20 protein-coding genes are annotated in these 19,773 nt (G+C 32.8%); 14 read left to right on the top strand and 6 right to left on the bottom strand.

The window, feature by feature from the left end:
* Positions 1 to 59: 59 nt before the first annotated feature.
* From BN4220_RS05295 to BN4220_RS05260, 8 genes are all read left to right on the top strand, one after another.
* Positions 60 to 959, top strand: a complete 900-nt coding sequence (locus tag BN4220_RS05295) for a C40 family peptidase (protein WP_066714456.1) — start codon at positions 60 to 62, stop codon at positions 957 to 959.
* A 20-nt stretch (positions 960 to 979) separates the two neighbouring features.
* A complete protein-coding gene (locus BN4220_RS05290) occupies positions 980 to 1,507 on the top strand; it encodes a CDP-alcohol phosphatidyltransferase family protein (protein WP_242867738.1) in 528 nt (175 codons plus the stop codon).
* A 170-nt stretch (positions 1,508 to 1,677) separates the two neighbouring features.
* Positions 1,678 to 2,766: a dipeptidase gene (locus tag BN4220_RS05285; RefSeq protein WP_066714454.1), complete on the top strand. Its 1,089-nt coding sequence runs from the start codon at positions 1,678 to 1,680 to the stop codon at positions 2,764 to 2,766.
* A gap of 10 nt (positions 2,767 to 2,776) precedes the next feature.
* Complete coding sequence (locus tag BN4220_RS05280) at positions 2,777 to 3,622, top strand: serine hydrolase (RefSeq protein WP_066714452.1); 846 nt, start codon at positions 2,777 to 2,779, stop codon at positions 3,620 to 3,622.
* A gap of 363 nt (positions 3,623 to 3,985) precedes the next feature.
* Positions 3,986 to 4,507, top strand: coding sequence for a GNAT family N-acetyltransferase (locus BN4220_RS05275; protein ID WP_066714450.1), 522 nt, complete (start codon positions 3,986 to 3,988; stop codon positions 4,505 to 4,507).
* Positions 4,507 to 5,520 carry a threonine aldolase family protein gene (locus BN4220_RS05270; RefSeq protein ID WP_066714448.1) on the top strand — a complete coding sequence of 338 codons (1,014 nt, stop codon included), beginning with the start codon at positions 4,507 to 4,509 and terminating at the stop codon, positions 5,518 to 5,520. The genes BN4220_RS05275 and BN4220_RS05270 overlap by 1 nt, the downstream gene beginning before the upstream one ends.
* Positions 5,521 to 5,786: 266 nt before the next feature.
* Positions 5,787 to 6,746 carry a glycosyltransferase gene (locus tag BN4220_RS05265; protein WP_066714446.1) on the top strand — a complete coding sequence of 320 codons (960 nt, stop codon included), beginning with the start codon at positions 5,787 to 5,789 and terminating at the stop codon, positions 6,744 to 6,746.
* On the top strand, positions 6,746 to 7,732 hold the full coding sequence (locus BN4220_RS05260; RefSeq protein WP_066714444.1) for a glycosyltransferase family 2 protein: 987 nt from the start codon (positions 6,746 to 6,748) through the stop codon (positions 7,730 to 7,732). Before BN4220_RS05265 ends, BN4220_RS05260 begins: the two co-directional genes overlap by 1 nt.
* Positions 7,733 to 7,855: 123 nt before the next feature.
* Here BN4220_RS05260 and BN4220_RS20220 read toward each other — a convergent pair whose 3' ends face one another.
* Together BN4220_RS20220 and arcC are read right to left on the bottom strand one after the other, a co-directional pair.
* A complete protein-coding gene (locus BN4220_RS20220) occupies positions 7,856 to 8,008 on the bottom strand; it encodes a hypothetical protein (RefSeq protein ID WP_197467893.1) in 153 nt (50 codons plus the stop codon).
* 154 nt (positions 8,009 to 8,162) lie between these two features.
* Entirely contained in the window at positions 8,163 to 9,095 is a 933-nt protein-coding gene (gene arcC, locus BN4220_RS05255; protein WP_066714441.1) for a carbamate kinase, read from the bottom strand.
* 413 nt (positions 9,096 to 9,508) lie between these two features.
* On the opposite strand from arcC, the gene BN4220_RS05250 reads away from it, so the two are divergent.
* On the top strand, positions 9,509 to 9,991 hold the full coding sequence (locus BN4220_RS05250) for a methylglyoxal synthase (RefSeq protein WP_066714439.1): 483 nt from the start codon (positions 9,509 to 9,511) through the stop codon (positions 9,989 to 9,991).
* Positions 9,992 to 10,241: 250 nt separating this feature from the next.
* Here the strand turns inward: BN4220_RS05250 and BN4220_RS05245 are convergent, their stop codons facing one another.
* Complete coding sequence (locus tag BN4220_RS05245) at positions 10,242 to 11,939, bottom strand: methyl-accepting chemotaxis protein (protein WP_066714437.1); 1,698 nt, start codon at positions 11,937 to 11,939, stop codon at positions 10,242 to 10,244.
* Between the two features lie 305 nt (positions 11,940 to 12,244).
* Between BN4220_RS05245 and BN4220_RS05240 the strand changes: the two genes are divergently transcribed.
* The 3 genes from BN4220_RS05240 (at position 12,245) to BN4220_RS05230 (ending at position 15,719) form a co-directional block, all read left to right on the top strand.
* Positions 12,245 to 13,651 carry a 2-isopropylmalate synthase gene (locus BN4220_RS05240; RefSeq protein WP_066714435.1) on the top strand — a complete coding sequence of 469 codons (1,407 nt, stop codon included), beginning with the start codon at positions 12,245 to 12,247 and terminating at the stop codon, positions 13,649 to 13,651.
* A gap of 37 nt (positions 13,652 to 13,688) precedes the next feature.
* Positions 13,689 to 14,855, top strand: a complete 1,167-nt coding sequence (locus tag BN4220_RS05235) for an isocitrate/isopropylmalate family dehydrogenase (protein WP_066714433.1) — start codon at positions 13,689 to 13,691, stop codon at positions 14,853 to 14,855.
* Between the two features lie 195 nt (positions 14,856 to 15,050).
* Positions 15,051 to 15,719, top strand: a complete 669-nt coding sequence (locus BN4220_RS05230; protein ID WP_082812130.1) for a GntR family transcriptional regulator — start codon at positions 15,051 to 15,053, stop codon at positions 15,717 to 15,719.
* A 332-nt stretch (positions 15,720 to 16,051) separates the two neighbouring features.
* On the opposite strand, the gene aroC is transcribed toward BN4220_RS05230, so the two are convergent.
* The gene (gene aroC, locus BN4220_RS05225; RefSeq protein WP_066714432.1) at positions 16,052 to 17,164 is read right to left on the bottom strand and encodes a chorismate synthase; all 1,113 of its coding nucleotides are present in this window, start codon (positions 17,162 to 17,164) and stop codon (positions 16,052 to 16,054) included.
* A gap of 176 nt (positions 17,165 to 17,340) precedes the next feature.
* Here aroC and BN4220_RS05220 point away from each other — a divergent pair, with 176 nt between their 5' ends.
* A complete protein-coding gene (locus BN4220_RS05220; RefSeq protein WP_066714431.1) occupies positions 17,341 to 17,535 on the top strand; it encodes a hypothetical protein in 195 nt (64 codons plus the stop codon).
* Here BN4220_RS05220 and BN4220_RS05215 read toward each other — a convergent pair.
* The gene (locus BN4220_RS05215; protein WP_066714430.1) at positions 17,499 to 17,777 is read right to left on the bottom strand and encodes a hypothetical protein; all 279 of its coding nucleotides are present in this window, start codon (positions 17,775 to 17,777) and stop codon (positions 17,499 to 17,501) included. The genes BN4220_RS05220 and BN4220_RS05215 overlap by 37 nt on opposite strands.
* Positions 17,778 to 18,140: 363 nt before the next feature.
* Between BN4220_RS05215 and BN4220_RS05210 the strand changes: the two genes are divergently transcribed.
* Positions 18,141 to 18,515, top strand: a complete 375-nt coding sequence (locus BN4220_RS05210; protein WP_066714425.1) for a NusG domain II-containing protein — start codon at positions 18,141 to 18,143, stop codon at positions 18,513 to 18,515.
* Positions 18,516 to 18,703: 188 nt separating this feature from the next.
* Here the strand turns inward: BN4220_RS05210 and BN4220_RS05205 are convergent, their stop codons facing one another.
* Entirely contained in the window at positions 18,704 to 19,744 is a 1,041-nt protein-coding gene (locus BN4220_RS05205; protein ID WP_066714421.1) for a ribonucleotide-diphosphate reductase subunit beta, read from the bottom strand.
* Positions 19,745 to 19,773: the final 29 nt, after the last annotated feature.

Raw genomic sequence — 19,773 nt, 5'->3', positions numbered from 1 at the left:
GTTTTTTATATCTTCAATATAACTTAATGCGCAAAGTCGCGCAGAAATGGAGGTTAAATATGTCATATGCATTAATACGAATAGCCATTGCACCCATTATGAAAGAAACAAATTATAATAGCTCGTTAGAAGATGAAGTATTATATGGAATGAAGATAGAATTGCTAGAAAAGGTGAATGAGGATTGGTACCGAATTCGTACTCATTATCGATATGAAGGGTTCATGAATAAGTATCATTTTCTTAAAAATAATGAGGCAGTTCTTACTTGGAATAAAGCATATCGAATGGTAGTTGTTCAGTCCTATGCGGATGTTCTTTCTATGCCTAAAGTTCAAGGTGCTATTATTACTAGTTTAACTAGAGGCGCGCAAGTTGCAGTATTAGAGCCTGAAGATACAAATGGTTGGGTGAAAGTAGGTTTAGTTGATGGTATCACCGGTTATATGAAGCAAAATTTCCTCGCTAGATTAGAACCATCCATGTATGAAGATGGGTTCCTTCGTTACAAGATGGAAGTGGATGTGTTTGCAACTCCATATGATTATATAAGAAATTCTTTACATAAGAGCGAAGAAGAATTTAGAAAAGAACTTGTTAGAAATGCATTTTCTTATTTAGGAACACAATATCGTTGGGGAGGAAAGACTAGTTTAGGAATTGATTGTTCCGGACTAACTTCTATTAGCTATATGCTCGCCGGATTAGTCATATATCGTGATGCAAGTATAAAAGAAGGTTTTCCAGTAAAAGAAATTCCCTTTGAACTGAAAAAGCCTGGAGATCTGTTATATTTTCCAGGGCATATTGCCATGTACATCGGAGATGATAAGTACATTCATTCCACCGCTAGAAATGGAAGTGACGGTGTTGTTATAAATAGTTTAAATCCAGTAGATAAAGAGTATAGAGAGGATCTTCTAAGAATATTAACTGCGACAGGTTCTGTATTTTATTAATTATGAAGGAGCGGTATTTGATGTCAATACCTAACTATATAACGATATCTAGGATTGCACTTTCTTTGGTGTTACTTTTGGTAAGACCTTTAGGTTTTATATACTATGTAATTTATTTCCTATGTGGATGTAGTGATGTACTGGACGGATTTATTGCAAGAAAAACCAATACAACAAGTAAACTTGGTGAAAAACTAGATTCTATTGCTGATGCAATTTTATTATTTATTTTAATTTATACAATTTATCCTTTTTTGCAGATAAATGTGACTCTACTTGTTTGGATTATAGCAATCTTTGTTCTTCGCATGATATCTCTTTTGGTAGTTTTTATAAGATATAAAACCTTTGCAATGTTACATTCTGTTTTGAATAAGGTAACAGGGTTTTTGATATTTTTATATCCGTTTTCTTTGTTATTTACAAAGGTTAATACTGGTCTTTATTTTATATGTATGACGGCATGTATATCAGCAATAGAAGAGTTATTAATACATTTGACATCAAAGGAACTTATCGTGAATCGAAAGAGTCTATTTAAAATATGAGATTTAAAAATATAAGATTCGAAAACAAATGATTTGAAAACAAAAGATTTGAAACAAAAGATTCGAAAGCAAATGATTTCTAAACAAAAGATTGGATGAAGGATATTCCAATGGGATGCAAAGTTTTAACTATTCGAGGCGGGAGTTTTAGATTTAAATGGAGGATTAAGATGAAAGTAGCAGATATGCATTGTGATACAATTTCTATTATTTTAAAAAGTAAACAAATACTAGAAAAAATGGAGAGTAATAAAGAAACAAAGAATAAAGAAGCGAAGAATAATATAGAAACAGAAATGATTTGTAATCAAGACACTATGTTACAAACTCCGATTAGTTTAAAGAGGAACAAACTCCATTTAGATATTGAAAAGATGAAAGCTGGAGATTATTTAGTTCAAAACTTTGCCATGTACACGAATTTGATGAATAGAGATAAACCACTGGAATGGTGCTTGAAATTGATTGATACTTTCTATGAAGAAATAGAACAAAATAAGGATAGTATTAGAGTAGCAAAAACATATGAAGATATCCTAAAAAATAAAGAAGAAGGAAAAATGTCGGCATTATTAACCATTGAAGAAGGTGGAGTTACAAAAGGAGAGTTAGCGCATCTTCGTAATTTCTATCGATTAGGTGTCCGCATGATGACCTTGACATGGAATTATATCAATGAACTTGGATATCCTAATGCAATTACTCCAAATGGCGTAGAGGCATATCGCACCTGTCCTAATACGGTTAATGGGTTAACGAAAAAGGGAATAGAATTTCTTTATGAAATGGAACGATTAGGCATGATTATTGATGTATCCCACTTATCCGATGCTGGTTTTTATGATGTTATTAAACATACAAGTAATCCCTTTGTGGCAAGTCACTCCAATGCAAGAAGTGTCTGTAACCATTATCGCAACATGACAGATGATATGATACGAGCACTAGCAAACCGAGGGGGAGTCATGGGTATTAATTTTGAACCAGAGTTTTTACAAGAAGTGAAAGACGGGGAAGTTGCACATGGTAGCCTTTCATTAATTGTTAAACAAATCAAACATATCATCCATATTGGTGGGTATGAATGTGTTGGACTCGGTTCTGATTTTGATGGTATTAATACCAATGAAGAACTAAAGGATGGAGCTGATATGCCACTTTTAGAACAAGCATTAAGAGATGAAGGGTTTTCAAATGAAGTAATTGAAGCTATTTTTTATAAAAATGTGATGCGAGTTTATAAAGAAATACTAAAATAAGGAGAAGTAAATGAGAGAAATTACGTTATTAGATAGAATTAAGGCAGAGATTTTAAGCTATGATGGTTTAATGGGAATTTATATTAATGATTTTAAAGGTACTAAAATTGAGATAAATGTTGATGAGGAATTTGAAACAGCTAGTACAGTAAAATCCTATATTTTAGCTTGTCTTTATGATGAGGTCCAAAAGGGAAATAAAAGTCTAGATGATATGCTAACATATACAAGTGATAACTTCATTGATGGTAGCGGAATCTTAAGAAGCTTAGACCTAGGTGTGACAATGACTGTAAAAAATATAGCAACTCTAATGATCATTGTCAGCGACAACATAGCTACAAATATGATAATTGATTATCTTGGGATAGATACCATCAATACTTTTATGAAAAACCAAGGTTTTAGTAGCACAGTACTACATAATAAGCTAGACTTTGAAAAATATGATAAACTTGGAACAACAACGCCTAGAGATTATGCAACATTATTTGAACGATTATGCAATGAAGAATTGGTAAGTAAGGAAGCTTCACGTGAAATGTTAGAAATATTTAAAAAACAACATTATAATTCCATGCTAACAAAACGCTTCCCACAAGCACTGATTGATGAAGATACCTATGAAGAAGAGCTAATCTATGTAGCCTCCAAAAGTGGTAGTATGAATGCGTGTAGAAATGATGGGGGAATTGTATCAACACCATATGGGAAGTATGTAATTGTATTAATGAACAAAAACTTCCATGATCCAGTATATTATGCTGAACATTCAGCAACTGAGTTCGGTTCCAAGGTCAGTCGATTAATTTTTGATCAATATATGACGCTAAAAGGCAAATTAACATTGAATTGATAATTTTAATCGGAAGATAAATTAGGAATTGACTGATATTTGTGACAGATTAGTAATATGAAAATAAATTTGCATAGATTGATGTTTGTAATATAAAAATTAAAATCAACATTAGATTGATGCTCCTTGAAGAAGAAATACAAATCTGACATTAAACGTAAAAACATTTACCTAGATCCATCGTATAAACAGTAACTCATGTAATTCCGTGCCATTTAGAAAAAAGGCGTGGGACATACATGTGACCGGAACGTTTATGCGATTAGACTAGGTATTTTTTTATTGTAAATAAAGAAGTAGGTTGTATGTAGAAACAAAGTAGTTTACAATACTCTTATTGAAAGGAAGGGTGAGATTGCATATATGACATTAAGAAAATCAACTAGATTAGATTTGCCCGATATTATGGCGATAATTTCCCATGCACAAGAGAGCTTACGATTACAAAATATAGATCAATGGCAAAATCAATATCCAAATGAGGATACAATTTTAAATGATATGAAACAAGAGAATAGTTATGTCTTTGTGGATGATTCTAATCAAAAAGTCGTTGCTACGGTTGCGCTGTCTTTTGACGGAGAAGAAACTTATAATAAAATATATCAGGGAAAGTGGATTTTAGATGAACCGTATGGAGTGATTCATAGAATCGCAGTTCATAAGGAGTATCTAGGTAGTGGAGTTGCTGCAAAATTAATACACCAAATTCAAGATATTGCAAGAAAACAAGGCGTTCATAGTTTAAGAATTGATACACATAAAGACAATGTTCCTATGCAAAAGCTGTTAAATAAACTTGCCTTTACTCAATGTGGAATTATATATCTAAAAGATGGCAGTGAACGACTAGCGTATGAAAAAGGCATAAGGGAGGAATTTTAATGTATAGCTTTAAGAATGATTACAGTGAAGGAGCACATCCTAATATTATAGAGGCACTCACTAAGACGAATTTTATCCAAAGCGTTGGATATGGTTGTGATGAATATTGTGAGTTAGCGAAGACAAAAATAAAAAAGAGATTACATTGCGAAAATGTAGATATTCATTTCCTTGTTGGGGGTACACAAGCGAATCAAACAGTGATAGCTTCTGCACTTCGTCCACATCAAGCAGTAATTGCGGCTGCTACTGGACATATCAACGTACATGAGACAGGGGCAATTGAAGCCACTGGTCATAAGGTTTTAACCGTTGAAACAAAAGATGGAAAATTAACACCTTCGCAAATAAAAGAAATTTGCGAAAACCATCCAGATGAACATATGGTTCAGCCAAAGATGGTTTATGTTTCAAATACAACCGAATTAGGTACCTTATATAAAAAAGAAGAGCTTAGGGCATTATATGAATGTTGCAAGGAGTTATCATTGCTTTTTTTCTTAGATGGCGCAAGATTAGGCTCTGCACTTGCCTCTTTAGAAAATGATATTTTGTTGGAGGATTTACCAAATTTAGCAGATGTATTTTATATCGGCGGAACAAAAAATGGTGCGTTATTTGGCGAAGCAGTAGTAATTTGTAACGATTCCTTAAAAGAAGATTTTCGTTACCACATCAAACAACGAGGTGGTTTATTAGCCAAAGGAAGATTACTTGGAATACAATTTAGCGAGTTATTTGAGGATGACTTATATCTTAAATTAGGGAAACATGCAAATGACATGGCTATGGAAATAAAAAATAATCTTATTTTAAAAGGTTATCAATTAAAAACGGACTCCTATTCAAATCAATTATTCGTTATTTTTACCGATGATAAAATAAAAGAGCTTGAAAAGAATTTCATTTTTGAAAAGCAAGAAAGAGTGGATGAAACACATACTTGCGTACGTTTTGTTACATCATGGGCAACCACAGAAGAAGCTGTAAAGGCTTTAATCGCAGAATTGTAGGAGGCTTTTATCATTATAAAAGATCTAATGATAAAACCATCGAAAGATAAAACCATTTAAAGATTAAACCGTGTAAAGCTAAAACCATCGAAAGATAAATCTTTATTTAACAAAGTTTATAAAAATTTTCTTCGATTTAGGGAATGTTTCATACATTGACCCGAAAAAAATGTTATAATATACAAGATGAGCAAAATAGCTAATAGGCCACAATGCATTTATATATGTAAGCCTAAGGCTTAGAGCTTCTATTGTAGGAGGTATATATGAGTGTAGATGTGATTGTTCCAGTTTATAAGCCAAATCACAAATTTGAGCGTTTATTAAAAATGTTAGTGAAGCAGACAAATAAACCTAAAAATATAATAATATTAAACACTGAGGTATTGCCTGAATATTCAACACCTCTTATAAAGGAGCGTATTGAAAAAACGTTAAGTGGAATGCATATTCCAGGTACTGGCGAAATTAATATAGATGTTCAATCCATAAAAAAAGAGGAATTTGATCATGGTGCGACCAGACATTATGGTACAAGCTTCAGTGATTCAGATTTTCTATTATTTATGACTCAAGACGCAGTGCCAAAGAATGAGCATTTAATAGAAAAACTATTAGCTCCTTTTTCAGATGAAATGGTATCAGCAGCTTATGCAAGACAGTTGGCAGATGAAACAGCAAAAATAACAGAAGCATATACTAGAATTTTTAATTATCCTGAGAAAGGATTTATTAAGTCAAAGGAAGACAAAGAACGTTTAGGTATAAAAACATATTTTTGTTCCAATGTATGTGCTATGTATCGTAGAAAAACCTATGATGAATTAGGGGGATTTGTAACACGTACAATATTCAATGAAGACATGATATTTGCATCAAAAGTCATTGAAGCAGGCTATAAAATTGCTTATGCGGCAGATGCAATGGTGATACATTCTCATAATTATACGATTGAAGAGCAATTTCATAGAAACTTTGATTTAGGTGTGTCACACTATGAGTATAAAGAAGTATTTTCATCCGTTCCATCAGAGTCAGAAGGGATGAAAATGGTAAAACAAACACTATCATTTTTAGCGGATCGCAAAGAATATTTAGAAATGATTGAATATTTTTTTGAAAGCGCAGCAAAATATATTGGATATTTCATGGGAAAGCATTATTCCACTTTACCCAAGAATCTTGTAGTATGGAGTAGTATGAATAAGGGATATTGGAGGAAATAATGAGTACGGTTAATATCGTTATGGCAACCTATAATGGTGAAAAATATATAAAACAACAAATCGAATCAATATTAGGTTCCAACTATACCGATTGGAGTTTATTTATTTTTGACGATGGATCTACCGATGCGACGATTGAGATAGCAAAAAGTTTTGAATCAAAATTTCCGGAACGAATTCAAGTAAGCCAAAATGAAAAGAACCTAGGCTCTACTTTGAACTTTTTAAATGGATTAAAGAGAGTATATGATCTAACGAACGTAGAAGGAACATCCGATAATGCTTCAAAGATGCCTTGTTCCAGTAATCATGCTAGGTATTATATGTTTTGTGATCAAGACGATGTATGGAATCGTGATAAAATTAAGATAACCCTAGAACGTATGAAATTTATAGAAAAAAAGTTTGGTAAGGATAAAGCCCACTTAGTTTTTACCGATGCAAATGTAGTGGATGAGAATTTAGAGCTTATTTATCATTCCTTTTTCCGAAGCCAATGCCTATATCCATATCGCACTGATCTAGCACATATGCTAATGGAGAATAAATGCATTGGTTGTACTGTAATGGTAAATCGTTCTATGGTAGAATGTTTAAAGGAATTGCCTGACGCAGCAAGACTTCATGATTGGTGGCTAGGATTAATAGCGGCAAGCTTTGGTCATATTAGTTATGTCGCTACTTCCACTATACAATATAGACAACATGGAAATAATGTAGTTGGTAGTAAGAGTTTTGGTGAATATGTAAAACAACGAGTTAAGTCATTAAATAACCAAAAGATAAGCATAAATGCTTGTATCAATCAAGGAAAAGAATTTTTAAGAATCTATCAAGATGAGTTATCAGAAGAAGAGAAGAAATTGATATCTGAATTTACCTTAATAGCAGATTCAAATTGGTTAAAAAAGAGATATTTATTGCTTCGATATGGGTTCTTAAAATCTGGACTTATTAGAAATATAGGATTGTTAATTATTATATAAATGAAAAATCGCTATGCTTACCATAAAGTGAACCATTTTGTTAGACAAAAGTTTAATGAAATGGTTCACTTTACAATTAAGCATAGCGATTTTTTTGACTATATTGGAATAAACGGCTTAATATTATTTCTTATCACTGCCAGGTTTATGACGATTGCCTGACTGTTTTTTTGTGTTATTGCTTTCTCCATCTAATGCACTTTCTGCCATGGTAGGTCCACCTTTTGCTTTTTCTTTGCGTACCTCTTTTGGGTCTAACTGTGAATCTTTTGCCATATGTTACCTCCTATTATAATACGTATTCATATTATTGGAAGCACGCTAATTATTTATGCATTGGAATGAAAGCATGAGTCTTTAAGCGATATGCAAATCGTCATTTCTATGAAGTAGACAGGACTTTGTAAACTCAATAAATTCCGTATAACTTTTATTTTGTAATAACTGTACCAGTTTTCCCAGCAAGAGCATCGATAGCACGGTCAATTTTAGTAATAATTGCTTTTCTTGAAGAATCCTCATTTACAAAGGATACCGCAGCACTTACCTTTGGAAGCATAGCACCTTTTGCAAAATATCCATCTTTCATATACTCTGCAGCTTCTTCTGAAGTAATAGAATCTAAGAATTTTTCATTTTCAGTGCCATAATTAAGAGCAACTTTCTCAACTCCTGTTAAGAATAAAAGAGTATCTGCATGTAATAATTCTGCAAGTTTTGCAGCAGTTAAATCTTTTTCAATAATTGCGCTTGCGCCTTTTAATACTGTTCCTTGCTCAAGAACTGGTATACCACCGCCGCCACCTGCAATAACGATTTGATCTGCATCAACCAATGCTTTGATAGCATCAATTTCATAAATATCCATAGGATTTGGAGCTGCAATGATACGACGGAATCCTTTTTCTTCCTCTACTACATAGTTACCTTTGCGTTCTTCTGCTTCTGCTTCTTCCTTAGTCATATAGCGACCGATTACTTTAGAAGGGTTGCTAAATGCCTTGTCAAAAGGATCTACTTTTACTTGAGTTATAATGGTGGATACAGGTTTAAAAATACCACGATTTAAAAGTTCGGTACGAATGGCATTTTGTAAGTCAAAACCAATATAACCTTGGCTCATTGCACCACATAAGGACATTGGGGCAACGGTATAGCGGTCATCTAAACGGCTAAATTCGGTCATAGCAGTATGTACCATACCTACTTGAGGACCATTACTATGAGTAATTACAATTTTATAATTGGCTTCAACTAAATCAGCAATCGCTTTTGCTGCTATTGATACATTTTTACGTTGTTCAGGAAATGTTTCTCCAAATGCACTTCTGCCTAGTGCAACTACAAGTGTTTGCTTTTTCATAACTTCTCCCATTCCGCCGCACATAGCGGCACAAATTTTATTAAAGAAACCACATTGCGGGTTCTATTAGAACAAAAGTGATTTCATTCACTTTTATCTCCATGCATATAGTACATGTTTTATATAGATATCATAACATTTTTGTATATTTTTTTAAAGGTTTTCTTATAAATTTCTGGAATTCTTAATTTAGAAAAATTATTAATTAAAAAGGAAAGCTTACTTTTACAATACTTATGAAAGCTGATTACAGTGTTTTTACTTGCACTTAAGTATCACCTTTGGTAAAATAAATATATATAAAAAAGCCAGATGCAATAATATTTTTATAGTATTGCATTTGTAATATACATAAAAAATAATATATGTTACAATATATTGTTTAACACGATATAACGATAAGGAGATAAGTGATGTTACAGGACGATTATATCTTTTTTAAGATTGAAAAGACAAAACATATTGCATTAATCGCACACGATGGTAAAAAGAAAGAACTTGTCGAATGGGCACAAAGACATAAAGAAGAATTAAAAAAGCATACCTTATGTGGTACAGGAACAACAGCAAGATTGTTATCAGAACAAACTGGTTTACCAGTAAAAGCATATAATAGTGGCCCACTTGGTGGTGATCAGCAAATAGGTGCTAGAATCGTGGAAGGTAAAGTGGACTTTGTTGTATTCTTATGGGATCCACTAGAATCACAACCACATGATCCAGACGTAAAGGCATTATTACGTATTGCTGTAGTGTATGATATTCCAATTGCCAATAATTTAGCAACTGCTGATTTTCTATTACAGTCTAAATTAATGAATGAAGAATACGATAGAAAAGTTTCTAATTTTAATAAAACAATGCAGTCTAGACTTGAACAGTTTTCAAAGGAATAAATTTCTGAAACTAATTAAAATTAAAGAAAAGCGTTTTATATATGCCCCAATAACATATTGGAATATATAAAACGCTTTTTAATTAATTGAAATAAATAAGCTTTATTTTATATTGAGATTTGGATGCTAAAATCCCGTTTTCAAAATTATAATGCCGATTGCACAAAACAAAAGAACCTATGCACTTATGGAAATGCATTTATGTTATTTTCTTTCATGCAAAAGCGACTGTGCTCCTTATTCGTCCATATTATATATGAAATTCCTCTATATAACTTCTTAACTTTTCAGATGTCTCTTTCGTTACTAAATTTGTAGAAGCAATAGAAGATGAGGCGATATTAATATCACTGATGGATTCAGCAATGGAAGTACTTCCGTTGGCACTTTCATCTGTAGCTGTTGTTATTTGAGTTAAAACAGTCGCCATGTTATTTATAGAATCTTGAATCTGTTCCGACATTGTTTTTAGATGATCGACTAAAGTAGTTACAAATAAAGAATCATTGTAATATTGTTCCCCTGTAGTTACTAATTCCTCATAGGCAGTTACTACATTTTGATCCATGAACTGTAATATGTAATTTGAGCATGAAATTAAATTTTCAACTGCATTAGTAACGAGAGACGTAACTTCCTGAATTTTATTTACTGTGCTACTAGACGCTTCCGCAAGTTCTTTGATTTCATCAGCTACAACTGCGAAGCCACGTCCACTTTCCCCTGCCCTCGCTGCTTCAATAGAAGCATTTAATGATAATAAGCTAGTTTTTGAAGTTATAGTTAAAATTGTATCAGATAATATTTTAATTTCATCGATACTTTTTGCTTGTTCAATTGCAGAAGTAAGTTTATCTTTTGATTCTATAATGATGTCATTGGTTTTCTTCTGTGATTCAAAGGCATTTGTTTTTAAGCTAATTGCACGATTTTTAATCTCTGTAGCAGCAGTAGCTCCATCCTTTGCCTGTAATGAAATATTAATTGCCGCTTTTTCTAACGCATATGAGGAGTTTTGAACTTCTCCCATGGAAGCACTCGTTTCTTCCATACCAGCAGATATTTCTTCTGTAGTAGCGGAAACATCATTTAAATTAGAATTTAATTCTGTTAGCTGCTTAGTGGTATTATTTAAAGAATTATCTAATGTTGCGGCTGTTTCTGTAATTGTTTGTATTATCCTTATTAATTCTGTTTTTAATTGATTGGCTTCTCTAGCTAAGGCCCCAATTTCATCTTTTCGCCTTGTAAATCGTTCTGGGATGCTTCCAGTAAAATCTTTGTTTGACATACGTTCAAAAGCGGATATCACTGTTTGCAACGATTTTACAATAGAGCTACCAAAGAAATAAAATAGAACGATACCAATAAGTGTAATACATCCAAGTACAAAGGATATATTTTTTATCGCATCAAAAATGACTTGTTGAATCATAGATTGAGGCATTCCTAGATATAACATTCCTACGACAGCACCTTGTGCATCTAATAAAGGCATATAAATAGCTCTGGTTAAAACATTCATTACATTAAGAGTAGAAGTATAGATTTCTCCATTGTCTAAAACCTTATCAATTACCATATCGGAGGCTTTTGTTCCAATGGCGCGCTCACCAGATTCATCTAAAAAATTCGTTGCTATTCTTGTATCCATAGCGAATATGGTAACATAGTAGCCTGTGTGTTTAGATACCGTATCAATAAAAGAAGTTTCATTATTTAATAAATGTCCACCTTTGTATAAATGTCCGTTGGAATCTAAAGAAAAGTCTCCAGGATAGGAATGATCCAGTATTTCATAGGAGAGGTTTAAGTCTTGAGATACAACGGTTTTGTAAGTATTAGTGAGTGAGTTTCGTATCGTTGTATTCGTAGTTAGACTCACTAATAAAGTAGTAATTAATAAAATGATAACGGTAAATCCAATTAACTTAAATCGTAATTTCATAAAGTTTTCCTCCAAAATTCAAAATAAACTTAAAATAAAATAATTTACCAAAAAGTAAATCGAATTCAAAATAATTTAGTTAATTTTTTGAATCTTGGTAAGGAATATTTCTTTTTTAATATTATTTCGATAATAGTAATTATTCAATAAATGTATTATATTATATAGCCTTCAAATAAGCAAAGAAATTATATGATTATTAGTTTTAGACTTATAATTATTTGTTGACAGGAATAGTATAATTGTATACAATAAGACAATAAATCAGCAAATGATACTATACAGGGTGAATAAGGAGAGTCGACATGAAGAATCGTAGAGTTTATATGAACATGCATAATAATTTACTTTCTCTAGAAGAGCACATTTACGAATTGGTAGATGTTGAGGCACCGAACGTATTTCGAAATCTATTTCCATATGATGAAATACCTAAAATTGCATTCAACGATCGAATCGTACCCCATAATATGCCAGAAGAGATTTGGATTACTGATACGACATTTCGTGATGGACAACAGTCTAGAGCTCCTTATACGACTGAACAAATTGTAACTATCTATGATTATTTACACCGATTGGGTGGTCCAAATGGAATCATAAGGCAAAGCGAGTTCTTTTTATATAGTAAAAAAGACAGAGATGCCGTTTACAAATGTATGGAACGTGGATATCAATTCCCTGAAATTACATCATGGATCCGTGCAAATAAGAAAGACTTCGAGCTTGTAAAAGAGATCGGTCTTAAGGAAACAGGAATTTTGGTAAGTTGTTCTGATTATCATATTTTCTATAAAATGAAAATGACAAGAAGTCAGGCAATGAATCATTATTTAAATATAGTTAGAGAATGTCTAGAGACTGGTGTTGCTCCAAGATGTCACTTAGAAGATATTACACGTTCGGATATTCATGGATTTGTTATTCCTTTTTGTTTTGAGTTAATGAAGCTCGGTACAGAATATGGAATTCCAGTTAAGATACGTGCTTGTGATACTATGGGATATGGAGTTAATTTTCCAGGAGCGGTAATTCCACGATCTGTGCAAGGAATTATTTATAGTTTAATTACCCATGCTGGTGTACCATCGGAATTATTAGAGTGGCATGGACATAATGATTTTTATAAAGCAGTAACAAATTCAACTACAGCCTGGATCTATGGTGCTTGTGGTATCAATTGTTCTTTATTTGGAATTGGAGAGAGAACAGGAAATACACCACTTGAGGCAATGGTATTTGAATATGCCCAGTTAAAAGGTTCTCTAGATGGCATGGATACTACAGTCATTACAGAATTGGCTGAGTACTTTACTAAAGAAATTGGTTATAAAATACCACATAGAACACCATTTGTTGGAAAGAATTTTAATGTAACACGAGCTGGAATTCATGCAGATGGTTTGTTAAAGAGTGAAGAAATTTATAATATATTTGATACTGAAAAGTTTTTAAAACGCCCAGTCTTAGTTTCTGTTTCTAATACGTCTGGTTTGGCTGGAATTGCACACTGGATTAATACATATTATCATTTAAAAGATGAACTTCAATTAGATAAATCACACCCTATGGTGAATCGTATCAAAGAAGAAGTTGATAAGGAATATGAAGAAGGAAGAATTACAGTAATGACTGATGGTGAATTAGTTGACATGATTAATAAGTATAAGGTAGAATATAATTTGGATTTACCGGAAGTTACATTGGAATAATTATGTTCCCTAACATTATTTACAGGAGGATAACAAGATGATTGCAGAAAATATCGAAAAAGCGAAAGAGGCCTTTGGAAAGTTATTAGAGGAACAATTAAAACGTGTTGAAGCTATGAAAGCCCAAGGAGATTTCTTAAACTATCAAGAATTAGATCAAATTATTATCGGCGTTTGTGGCGGAGATGGAATTGGACCTGCAATTACAGCACAAGCCCAAAGAATCCTTGAATTTTTATTAAAAGAGGATGTAAATGCTGGCAAGGTAGCATTTCGCGTAATCGATGGTTTAACAATTGAGAGAAGAGCGGAAGAGATGGCAGCGATTCCAGCAGAGGTCTTGAAAGAATTAAAAGAATGTCATGTTATTTTAAAAGGACCAACTACAACTCCTAGAAAAGGCGATCCTTGGCCAAATGTAGAAAGTGCCAATGTTGCAATGCGTAAAGAACTAGATCTTTTTGCTAATGTTCGTCCGGTTCGTATTCCTGAGCAGGGAATTGATTGGACATTTTACCGTGAAAACACGGAAGGTGCATATGCAGTGGGAAGCAAAGGTGTACATGTAACAGAAGATTTAGGTATAGACTTTACAGTTGTTACATCACAAGGAACAGAACGTATTATTCGTGCAGCGTTTGAATTTGCAAAAGCGAACGGTAAAACAAGAGTAACTGCGGTTACCAAAGCAAACATTATTAAGACTACAGATGGTAAGTTCTTAGATATGTTTAAAGAAATTGCTAAGGAATACCCAGATATTACAGCTGATGATTGGTATATTGATATCATGACAGCAAAATTAATTGATGAGAAGAGAAGAAGAGATTTCCAAGTATTGGTTCTTCCTAATCTATATGGTGATATTCTTACAGATGAAGCGGCAGAGTTCCAAGGTGGTGTAGGTACTGCAGGAAGTGCTAATATTGGTAAGAGATATGCAATGTTTGAAGCAATTCATGGTTCTGCTCCTCGTATGGTTTTAGAAGGAAGAGATAAGTATGCAGATCCATGTAGCGTAATACGTGCAGCAGCGATGCTTTTATCACACATTGGTTATAAAGAACAATCTGATAAATTATATGCAGCACTTGATATTTGCACTGTAACAGAAAAGAAACTTGTTATGACTGGACGTAGTGACGGAGCAACAGGTGAAGAATTTGCAGATTATATTATGGAAACAATTGAGAAAATGAAATAGATTGATACGGTGTGACGTCTGTGATATTAGGGAAACCTATATTGCAGGCGTTTACGTATTAAGAAAATTTTCATTATCTTATTTCTGGTTCTTATATGAATGGCGCAAAAGTAGCGCCTTTTAACGGAAGTTATAAATAATTTCCTACAGTACAATTTGGAGGGAGAAAATCCCGTTTATCATTAGGAGGACGTTGTGAGCAATAAAGACGTGCAAAAAGAAGTAACCGATAAATACTCGTTACGTGGTAGAGTATTTCATCGAATCAGAGAAGATATATTATCTGGTAAATATTCTCAGGACGAAGAACTTAAGGAAAATACCATTGGTATGGAATTAGGTGTAAGTCGTACTCCAGTAAGAGAAGCATTAAGGCAATTAGAACTTGAAGGACTTGTTAATATTATTCCTAACAAAGGTGCCTACGTAACTGGAATCTCAGAAAAAGATATTCATGATATCTATGTGATACGTTCTTATTTAGAAGGTTTATGTGCAAAGTGGGCATGTGAACATATTACAGAACAACAGATTGAAGCTTTAGAGGAAGTTATTTTCCTTTCAGAATTTCATTTAAAAAAAGAACATTATGAACAAATATTAGAGTTGGATAATAAATTTCATGAGTTGATATATGAAGCTTCTGGAAGTAAAATACTAGAACATGTTTTAAGTGATTTTCATCATTATGTTCAACGAATGAGAAAAATTACATTATCTCGAACGGAACGTGTTTCTGATTCAAATGCAGAACATACAGCGATTCTTGAGGCGATAAGAAAAAGAGATGGTGAGCTTGCAGAAAAACTAGCACATGAGCATATCATAAAAACAATCCAGAATATAAGTAAACAAGGCTTATAGTAAGGCTTAAAAATTAATTAAATACGGAGTAAGAAAGTTGTGTTTTGTACTATGATCGAATCGTCATATATGTATATAATACAACTTTTTTTATTGGTAGAATTAGGTGTCTAATCCCTATATACTTTATGGAAATGACAATTTTCACAAAGCTAAAATACTTCCGCTTCGATTAAAATGCATAAGATGTTCCAATTCTTTCATAATTTGTGTTAAACATATCAAAAAACAGATAACTCGCTATGAACAGACAAATCTGTCTTTTGATATAACACAAATTTTAAAGAAAGGAACATCTAAAGCATTTCTATAGGCACAGTCTTTTTCCTGTTTTATTTCGTCTTTACATCACTAAAAAAAGTTTTTATATGATCTAATCTAGAACTCATACTTTGTAACATAAGATCTAAGAGTGTAAGGGCAGCCATTGATTCGATAACAACAACAGCTCTAGGTACTATGATAGGATCATGACGTCCTTTGATATTTACAGTTATATTTTCACCATTCTTATTTACGGTTTGTTGACTTTTTGCTATGGAAGGAGTAGGTTTTATTGCTGCACGCAATATAATTTCCGAACCATCACTAATACCCCCAAGAATTCCGCCCGCATGGTTTGAGATTTTTTTAAGTTGAGAACCTTCTTGTATGAAGTTATCATTATTATAGGAACCAAAATGATTTGCAACTTCAAAACCATCACCTATCTCAACACCTTTCACTGCGCCAACTGACATAATAGCTTTTGCAAGGCTGGCATCCAATTTATCAAAGACAGGCTCGCCAATCCCAGCAGGAACTCCACTAATAATACACTCTATGATTCCACCAACAGAGTCTTGATTTTCCATAGCAGAGGTAAGAAATTCCTCAGCTGCATTTGAAGCTTCTAAATCTGGCATGCAAAGTGGGCTTAAATCTCTATTTTCTTTTTTGCAGTTTTTATAATCAATTTTTATAGGGCCGATGGATTTTGTATAAGCACATACTTCAATACCAAGTTCCTTTAAAATAGCACTTGCAATAGCACCAGCAGCGACACGACCCGAGGTTTCACGACCAGAAGAACGTCCGCCACCACGATAGTCACGAAATCCATACTTACTATCAAAAGTAAAGTCTGCATGACCAGGACGATAATAGCTTGCAATTTCGCTGTAATCAGAGGATCTTGCAGTTTCATTAAAGATAGCTAAAGAAATAGGTGTACCTGTTGTCTTTCCTTCAAAAACACCAGATAAAATATGTACTTTATCTGCTTCTATTCTTGGGGTGGCAAATTTCGTTTGACCTGGTTTTCTTCGGTCTAAATAAGTTTGTATTAATTCTTCATCAATGGATAATCCAGCTGGGCATCCATCAACAACAACGCCAATACCTTTTCCATGAGATTCTCCCCACGTAGTAATTTTAAATATTGTTCCTAAAGTAGATCCTGACATAATCGACCTCCAATTCTAATTCTTTAATTATTTCCATGTTGAACTTATGAATAAGTATAATAGATGTATTTAAAATAAGCAATGAAAAAAGTCATTGATTCAAGTCGAATAATGTAAACATTTTCGTAATTATATCATATAATGAAGTATAGTCTAGTTGGAAGGAATTCATCAATATGAAAAAAAATTATGGAATCGTAACTACAGATGTGTCAATCAATGATTTTAATATAGAGCTTAATAAAAAAAATGAGTGCAAACTTTGTGCATGTGGTGAGGAGAACTCAACAAATGCACTGTTAGTAACTGACGAAACATCTATATATGAATATGATTATGATTGTTTAAAACAAAAACAAAAAGAGCTGTAATCAGCTCTTTTTGTACATAAATGTTTAAAACTAGCAGCAGCCATTGTTGCCAAAGCCATTACCGCAGAAGCAGAAGAGAACAAGAATAATGATGATGCAACTGCAATCGCCACCGAAGATACCATTGTTACATCCTCTGTCACAATCTCTGTTACAGCCATTGTTGCCAAAACCATTGCCGCAGAAGCAAAGAAGTAAAAGGATAATAATGATGCAGCTGCAATCGCCACCAAATAAACCATTATTACAATCACATCCTCTGTCACATCCGCAGTTAGTTGCTGTTAAATCACTCATGTTAGAACCTCCAAATTTTGTTTACAATGTATATTATGAGAGATGGCTTGCCTTATTTCCAAAAGAATAAAAAGAATCGGTATTCAAAATATAACATAATATTACAATAATAGAGCTTCTAAATAGAAAAATTTCCATTAAATATAAGTAACTGATATAAAATTACTAAAATATAAAATAATAGGTAATAATTAATTCTAGTTCTTGATTTTTTTAAATGAATCGAATATAATTGCAATGCTTAGTTTAGTATAAAAAAGCAATCAAAACGGGTAAGATTGTAGTTAAGAAATTGAAAAGAGGAAGTTATGAAAAAAAAAGATGTATTATTAATCATTATTTTACTTGTGATTGCAGGAAGCACGTATCTTGGATATCGTTATATTAGCCAAGCTGATTCGGATGATGACGCTGTGGTTGTTGTTACTATAGATGGAAAAGAATATGGAACATATCCATTAAATTTAGATACTAAGATTGAAATTCCAGCAAAATTAGGTACTAGCATTTTAGAAATTAAAAATGGGGAAGCTAAAATGATAGAAGCTCAATGTCCGGACCAAACATGTGTGATAATTGGAGCGATTCATAACACGGGACAAATGATAATATGCCTACCGAATCGAATTATTGTTGAAGTTAAAGAAGGAGATTTTAGCAATATCGATAGTATTGTTCAGTAAATCAGACTTAAAAACAAGCGTGTGATAGCAAATTAAATTACTATATCTTTTAAAATGAAAGGACTAACTACCTATTTAAAAAGTAATTTACTTCTTAGATAGGTAATTAGTCCTTCTTTTATTTATAGGTAGCATAAATGCTTTGTTCTATGTTTAATTCTTTGCTGTGTTTTTTTCGTTTATTAATTCTATAAGTCATCTACCAAAGCGCTACTTTTTGCGTAAGCAGTGCTTTTGGCTTCAAAAAAGTCAGTTTTAATCATATTTGCATTACTATATTGGCTTACCCATGACATACTTTTGGGTTCCTCTTTATGGCCTTCATAAATTGGATTAAATCCAAGAGAATGGCAACGAAGATTACCAAGATACATAATGTAATCGGATATCATTTCGGTGGTAAGTCCATGAATTTGATTACCAATTACATAGCTACCCCATGCAATCTCTTGTTCACAGCCTTCTTTAATCATTTCACGGTAAAGGTTTATTTTATCTTCGGTAAAGAGTTCTGGTTGCTCTTTTTTTAGCTCTAGAATAATACTGCGGAATAACCAAAGGTGTGCATTTTCATCTCGATTAATATAGCGGATGACCTGAGTTGTTCCAGGCATTTTGTTATTACGGCCTAAATTATAAAAAAACATAAAGCCACTGTAAAAATAAATTCCTTCAAGGATAAAATTCGCCATTATTGTTTTTACAAGTGAAAATGGAGATTTATCATGCTGAAATTCATTATACAAATCACCAATAAAAGTATTTCTTTTTAAAAGATGTTCATCTGTTTTCCATTGATACAACACTTCATTTCTTTGTTGCGGCTCACATATAGTATCTAGCATATAACTATAGCTTTGAGAGTGGATCGCTTCTTGAAATGCCTGAATCGTTAAACATAGGTTAATTTCGTTTGCAGTAATGTATTCCGAGATTGCAGGAAGATTCGCTGTTTGCATACTGTCTAAGAAGACTAAAAAAGAGAGTATTTTATCATATGCAATACGTTCTTCTGTCTCTAAATTTTTATAGTCTTTTACATCAGCGCTTAGATTGATTTCTTCAGGAATCCAAAAATTATTCATTGCATGACGATACCAATCGCTAACGAATGCATACTTCATGTTATTAAAATCATTGAGATTCGTAGTGTCACCATTAATCATTCGGCGACTCATTACATCGGTATTTCCAGAAGGATTAAAAAGTGGTTTTTTCTTTAAATTCATAAGCAACGAAGCCTTTCTATATTAATATT

Origin of the sequence: Clostridium sp. Marseille-P299 (assembly GCF_900078195.1) — a bacterium.
In the GTDB taxonomy this organism is placed as follows: domain Bacteria; phylum Bacillota; class Clostridia; order Lachnospirales; family Lachnospiraceae; genus Lachnoclostridium.
This window is presented reverse-complemented; position numbering and strand designations above follow the sequence as displayed.

Coding starts and splice junctions, on each gene's coding strand:
- BN4220_RS05220 (WP_066714431.1), top strand. CDS start 17,341: ATGAAAAAAAATTATGGAATCGTAACTACAGATGTGTCAATCAATGAT.
- aroC (WP_066714432.1), bottom strand. CDS start 17,164: ATGTCAGGATCTACTTTAGGAACAATATTTAAAATTACTACGTGGGGA.
- BN4220_RS05215 (WP_066714430.1), bottom strand. CDS start 17,777: ATGGTTTATTTGGTGGCGATTGCAGCTGCATCATTATTATCCTTTTAC.
- BN4220_RS05285 (WP_066714454.1), top strand. CDS start 1,678: ATGAAAGTAGCAGATATGCATTGTGATACAATTTCTATTATTTTAAAA.
- BN4220_RS05250 (WP_066714439.1), top strand. CDS start 9,509: ATGTTACAGGACGATTATATCTTTTTTAAGATTGAAAAGACAAAACAT.
- BN4220_RS05270 (WP_066714448.1), top strand. CDS start 4,507: ATGTATAGCTTTAAGAATGATTACAGTGAAGGAGCACATCCTAATATT.
- BN4220_RS05275 (WP_066714450.1), top strand. CDS start 3,986: ATGACATTAAGAAAATCAACTAGATTAGATTTGCCCGATATTATGGCG.
- BN4220_RS05260 (WP_066714444.1), top strand. CDS start 6,746: ATGAGTACGGTTAATATCGTTATGGCAACCTATAATGGTGAAAAATAT.
- BN4220_RS05295 (WP_066714456.1), top strand. CDS start 60: ATGTCATATGCATTAATACGAATAGCCATTGCACCCATTATGAAAGAA.
- BN4220_RS05245 (WP_066714437.1), bottom strand. CDS start 11,939: ATGAAATTACGATTTAAGTTAATTGGATTTACCGTTATCATTTTATTA.
- BN4220_RS05205 (WP_066714421.1), bottom strand. CDS start 19,744: ATGAATTTAAAGAAAAAACCACTTTTTAATCCTTCTGGAAATACCGAT.
- BN4220_RS05265 (WP_066714446.1), top strand. CDS start 5,787: ATGAGTGTAGATGTGATTGTTCCAGTTTATAAGCCAAATCACAAATTT.
- BN4220_RS20220 (WP_197467893.1), bottom strand. CDS start 8,008: ATGGCAAAAGATTCACAGTTAGACCCAAAAGAGGTACGCAAAGAAAAA.
- BN4220_RS05290 (WP_242867738.1), top strand. CDS start 980: ATGTCAATACCTAACTATATAACGATATCTAGGATTGCACTTTCTTTG.
- BN4220_RS05235 (WP_066714433.1), top strand. CDS start 13,689: ATGATTGCAGAAAATATCGAAAAAGCGAAAGAGGCCTTTGGAAAGTTA.
- arcC (WP_066714441.1), bottom strand. CDS start 9,095: ATGAAAAAGCAAACACTTGTAGTTGCACTAGGCAGAAGTGCATTTGGA.
- BN4220_RS05240 (WP_066714435.1), top strand. CDS start 12,245: ATGAAGAATCGTAGAGTTTATATGAACATGCATAATAATTTACTTTCT.
- BN4220_RS05210 (WP_066714425.1), top strand. CDS start 18,141: ATGAAAAAAAAAGATGTATTATTAATCATTATTTTACTTGTGATTGCA.
- BN4220_RS05280 (WP_066714452.1), top strand. CDS start 2,777: ATGAGAGAAATTACGTTATTAGATAGAATTAAGGCAGAGATTTTAAGC.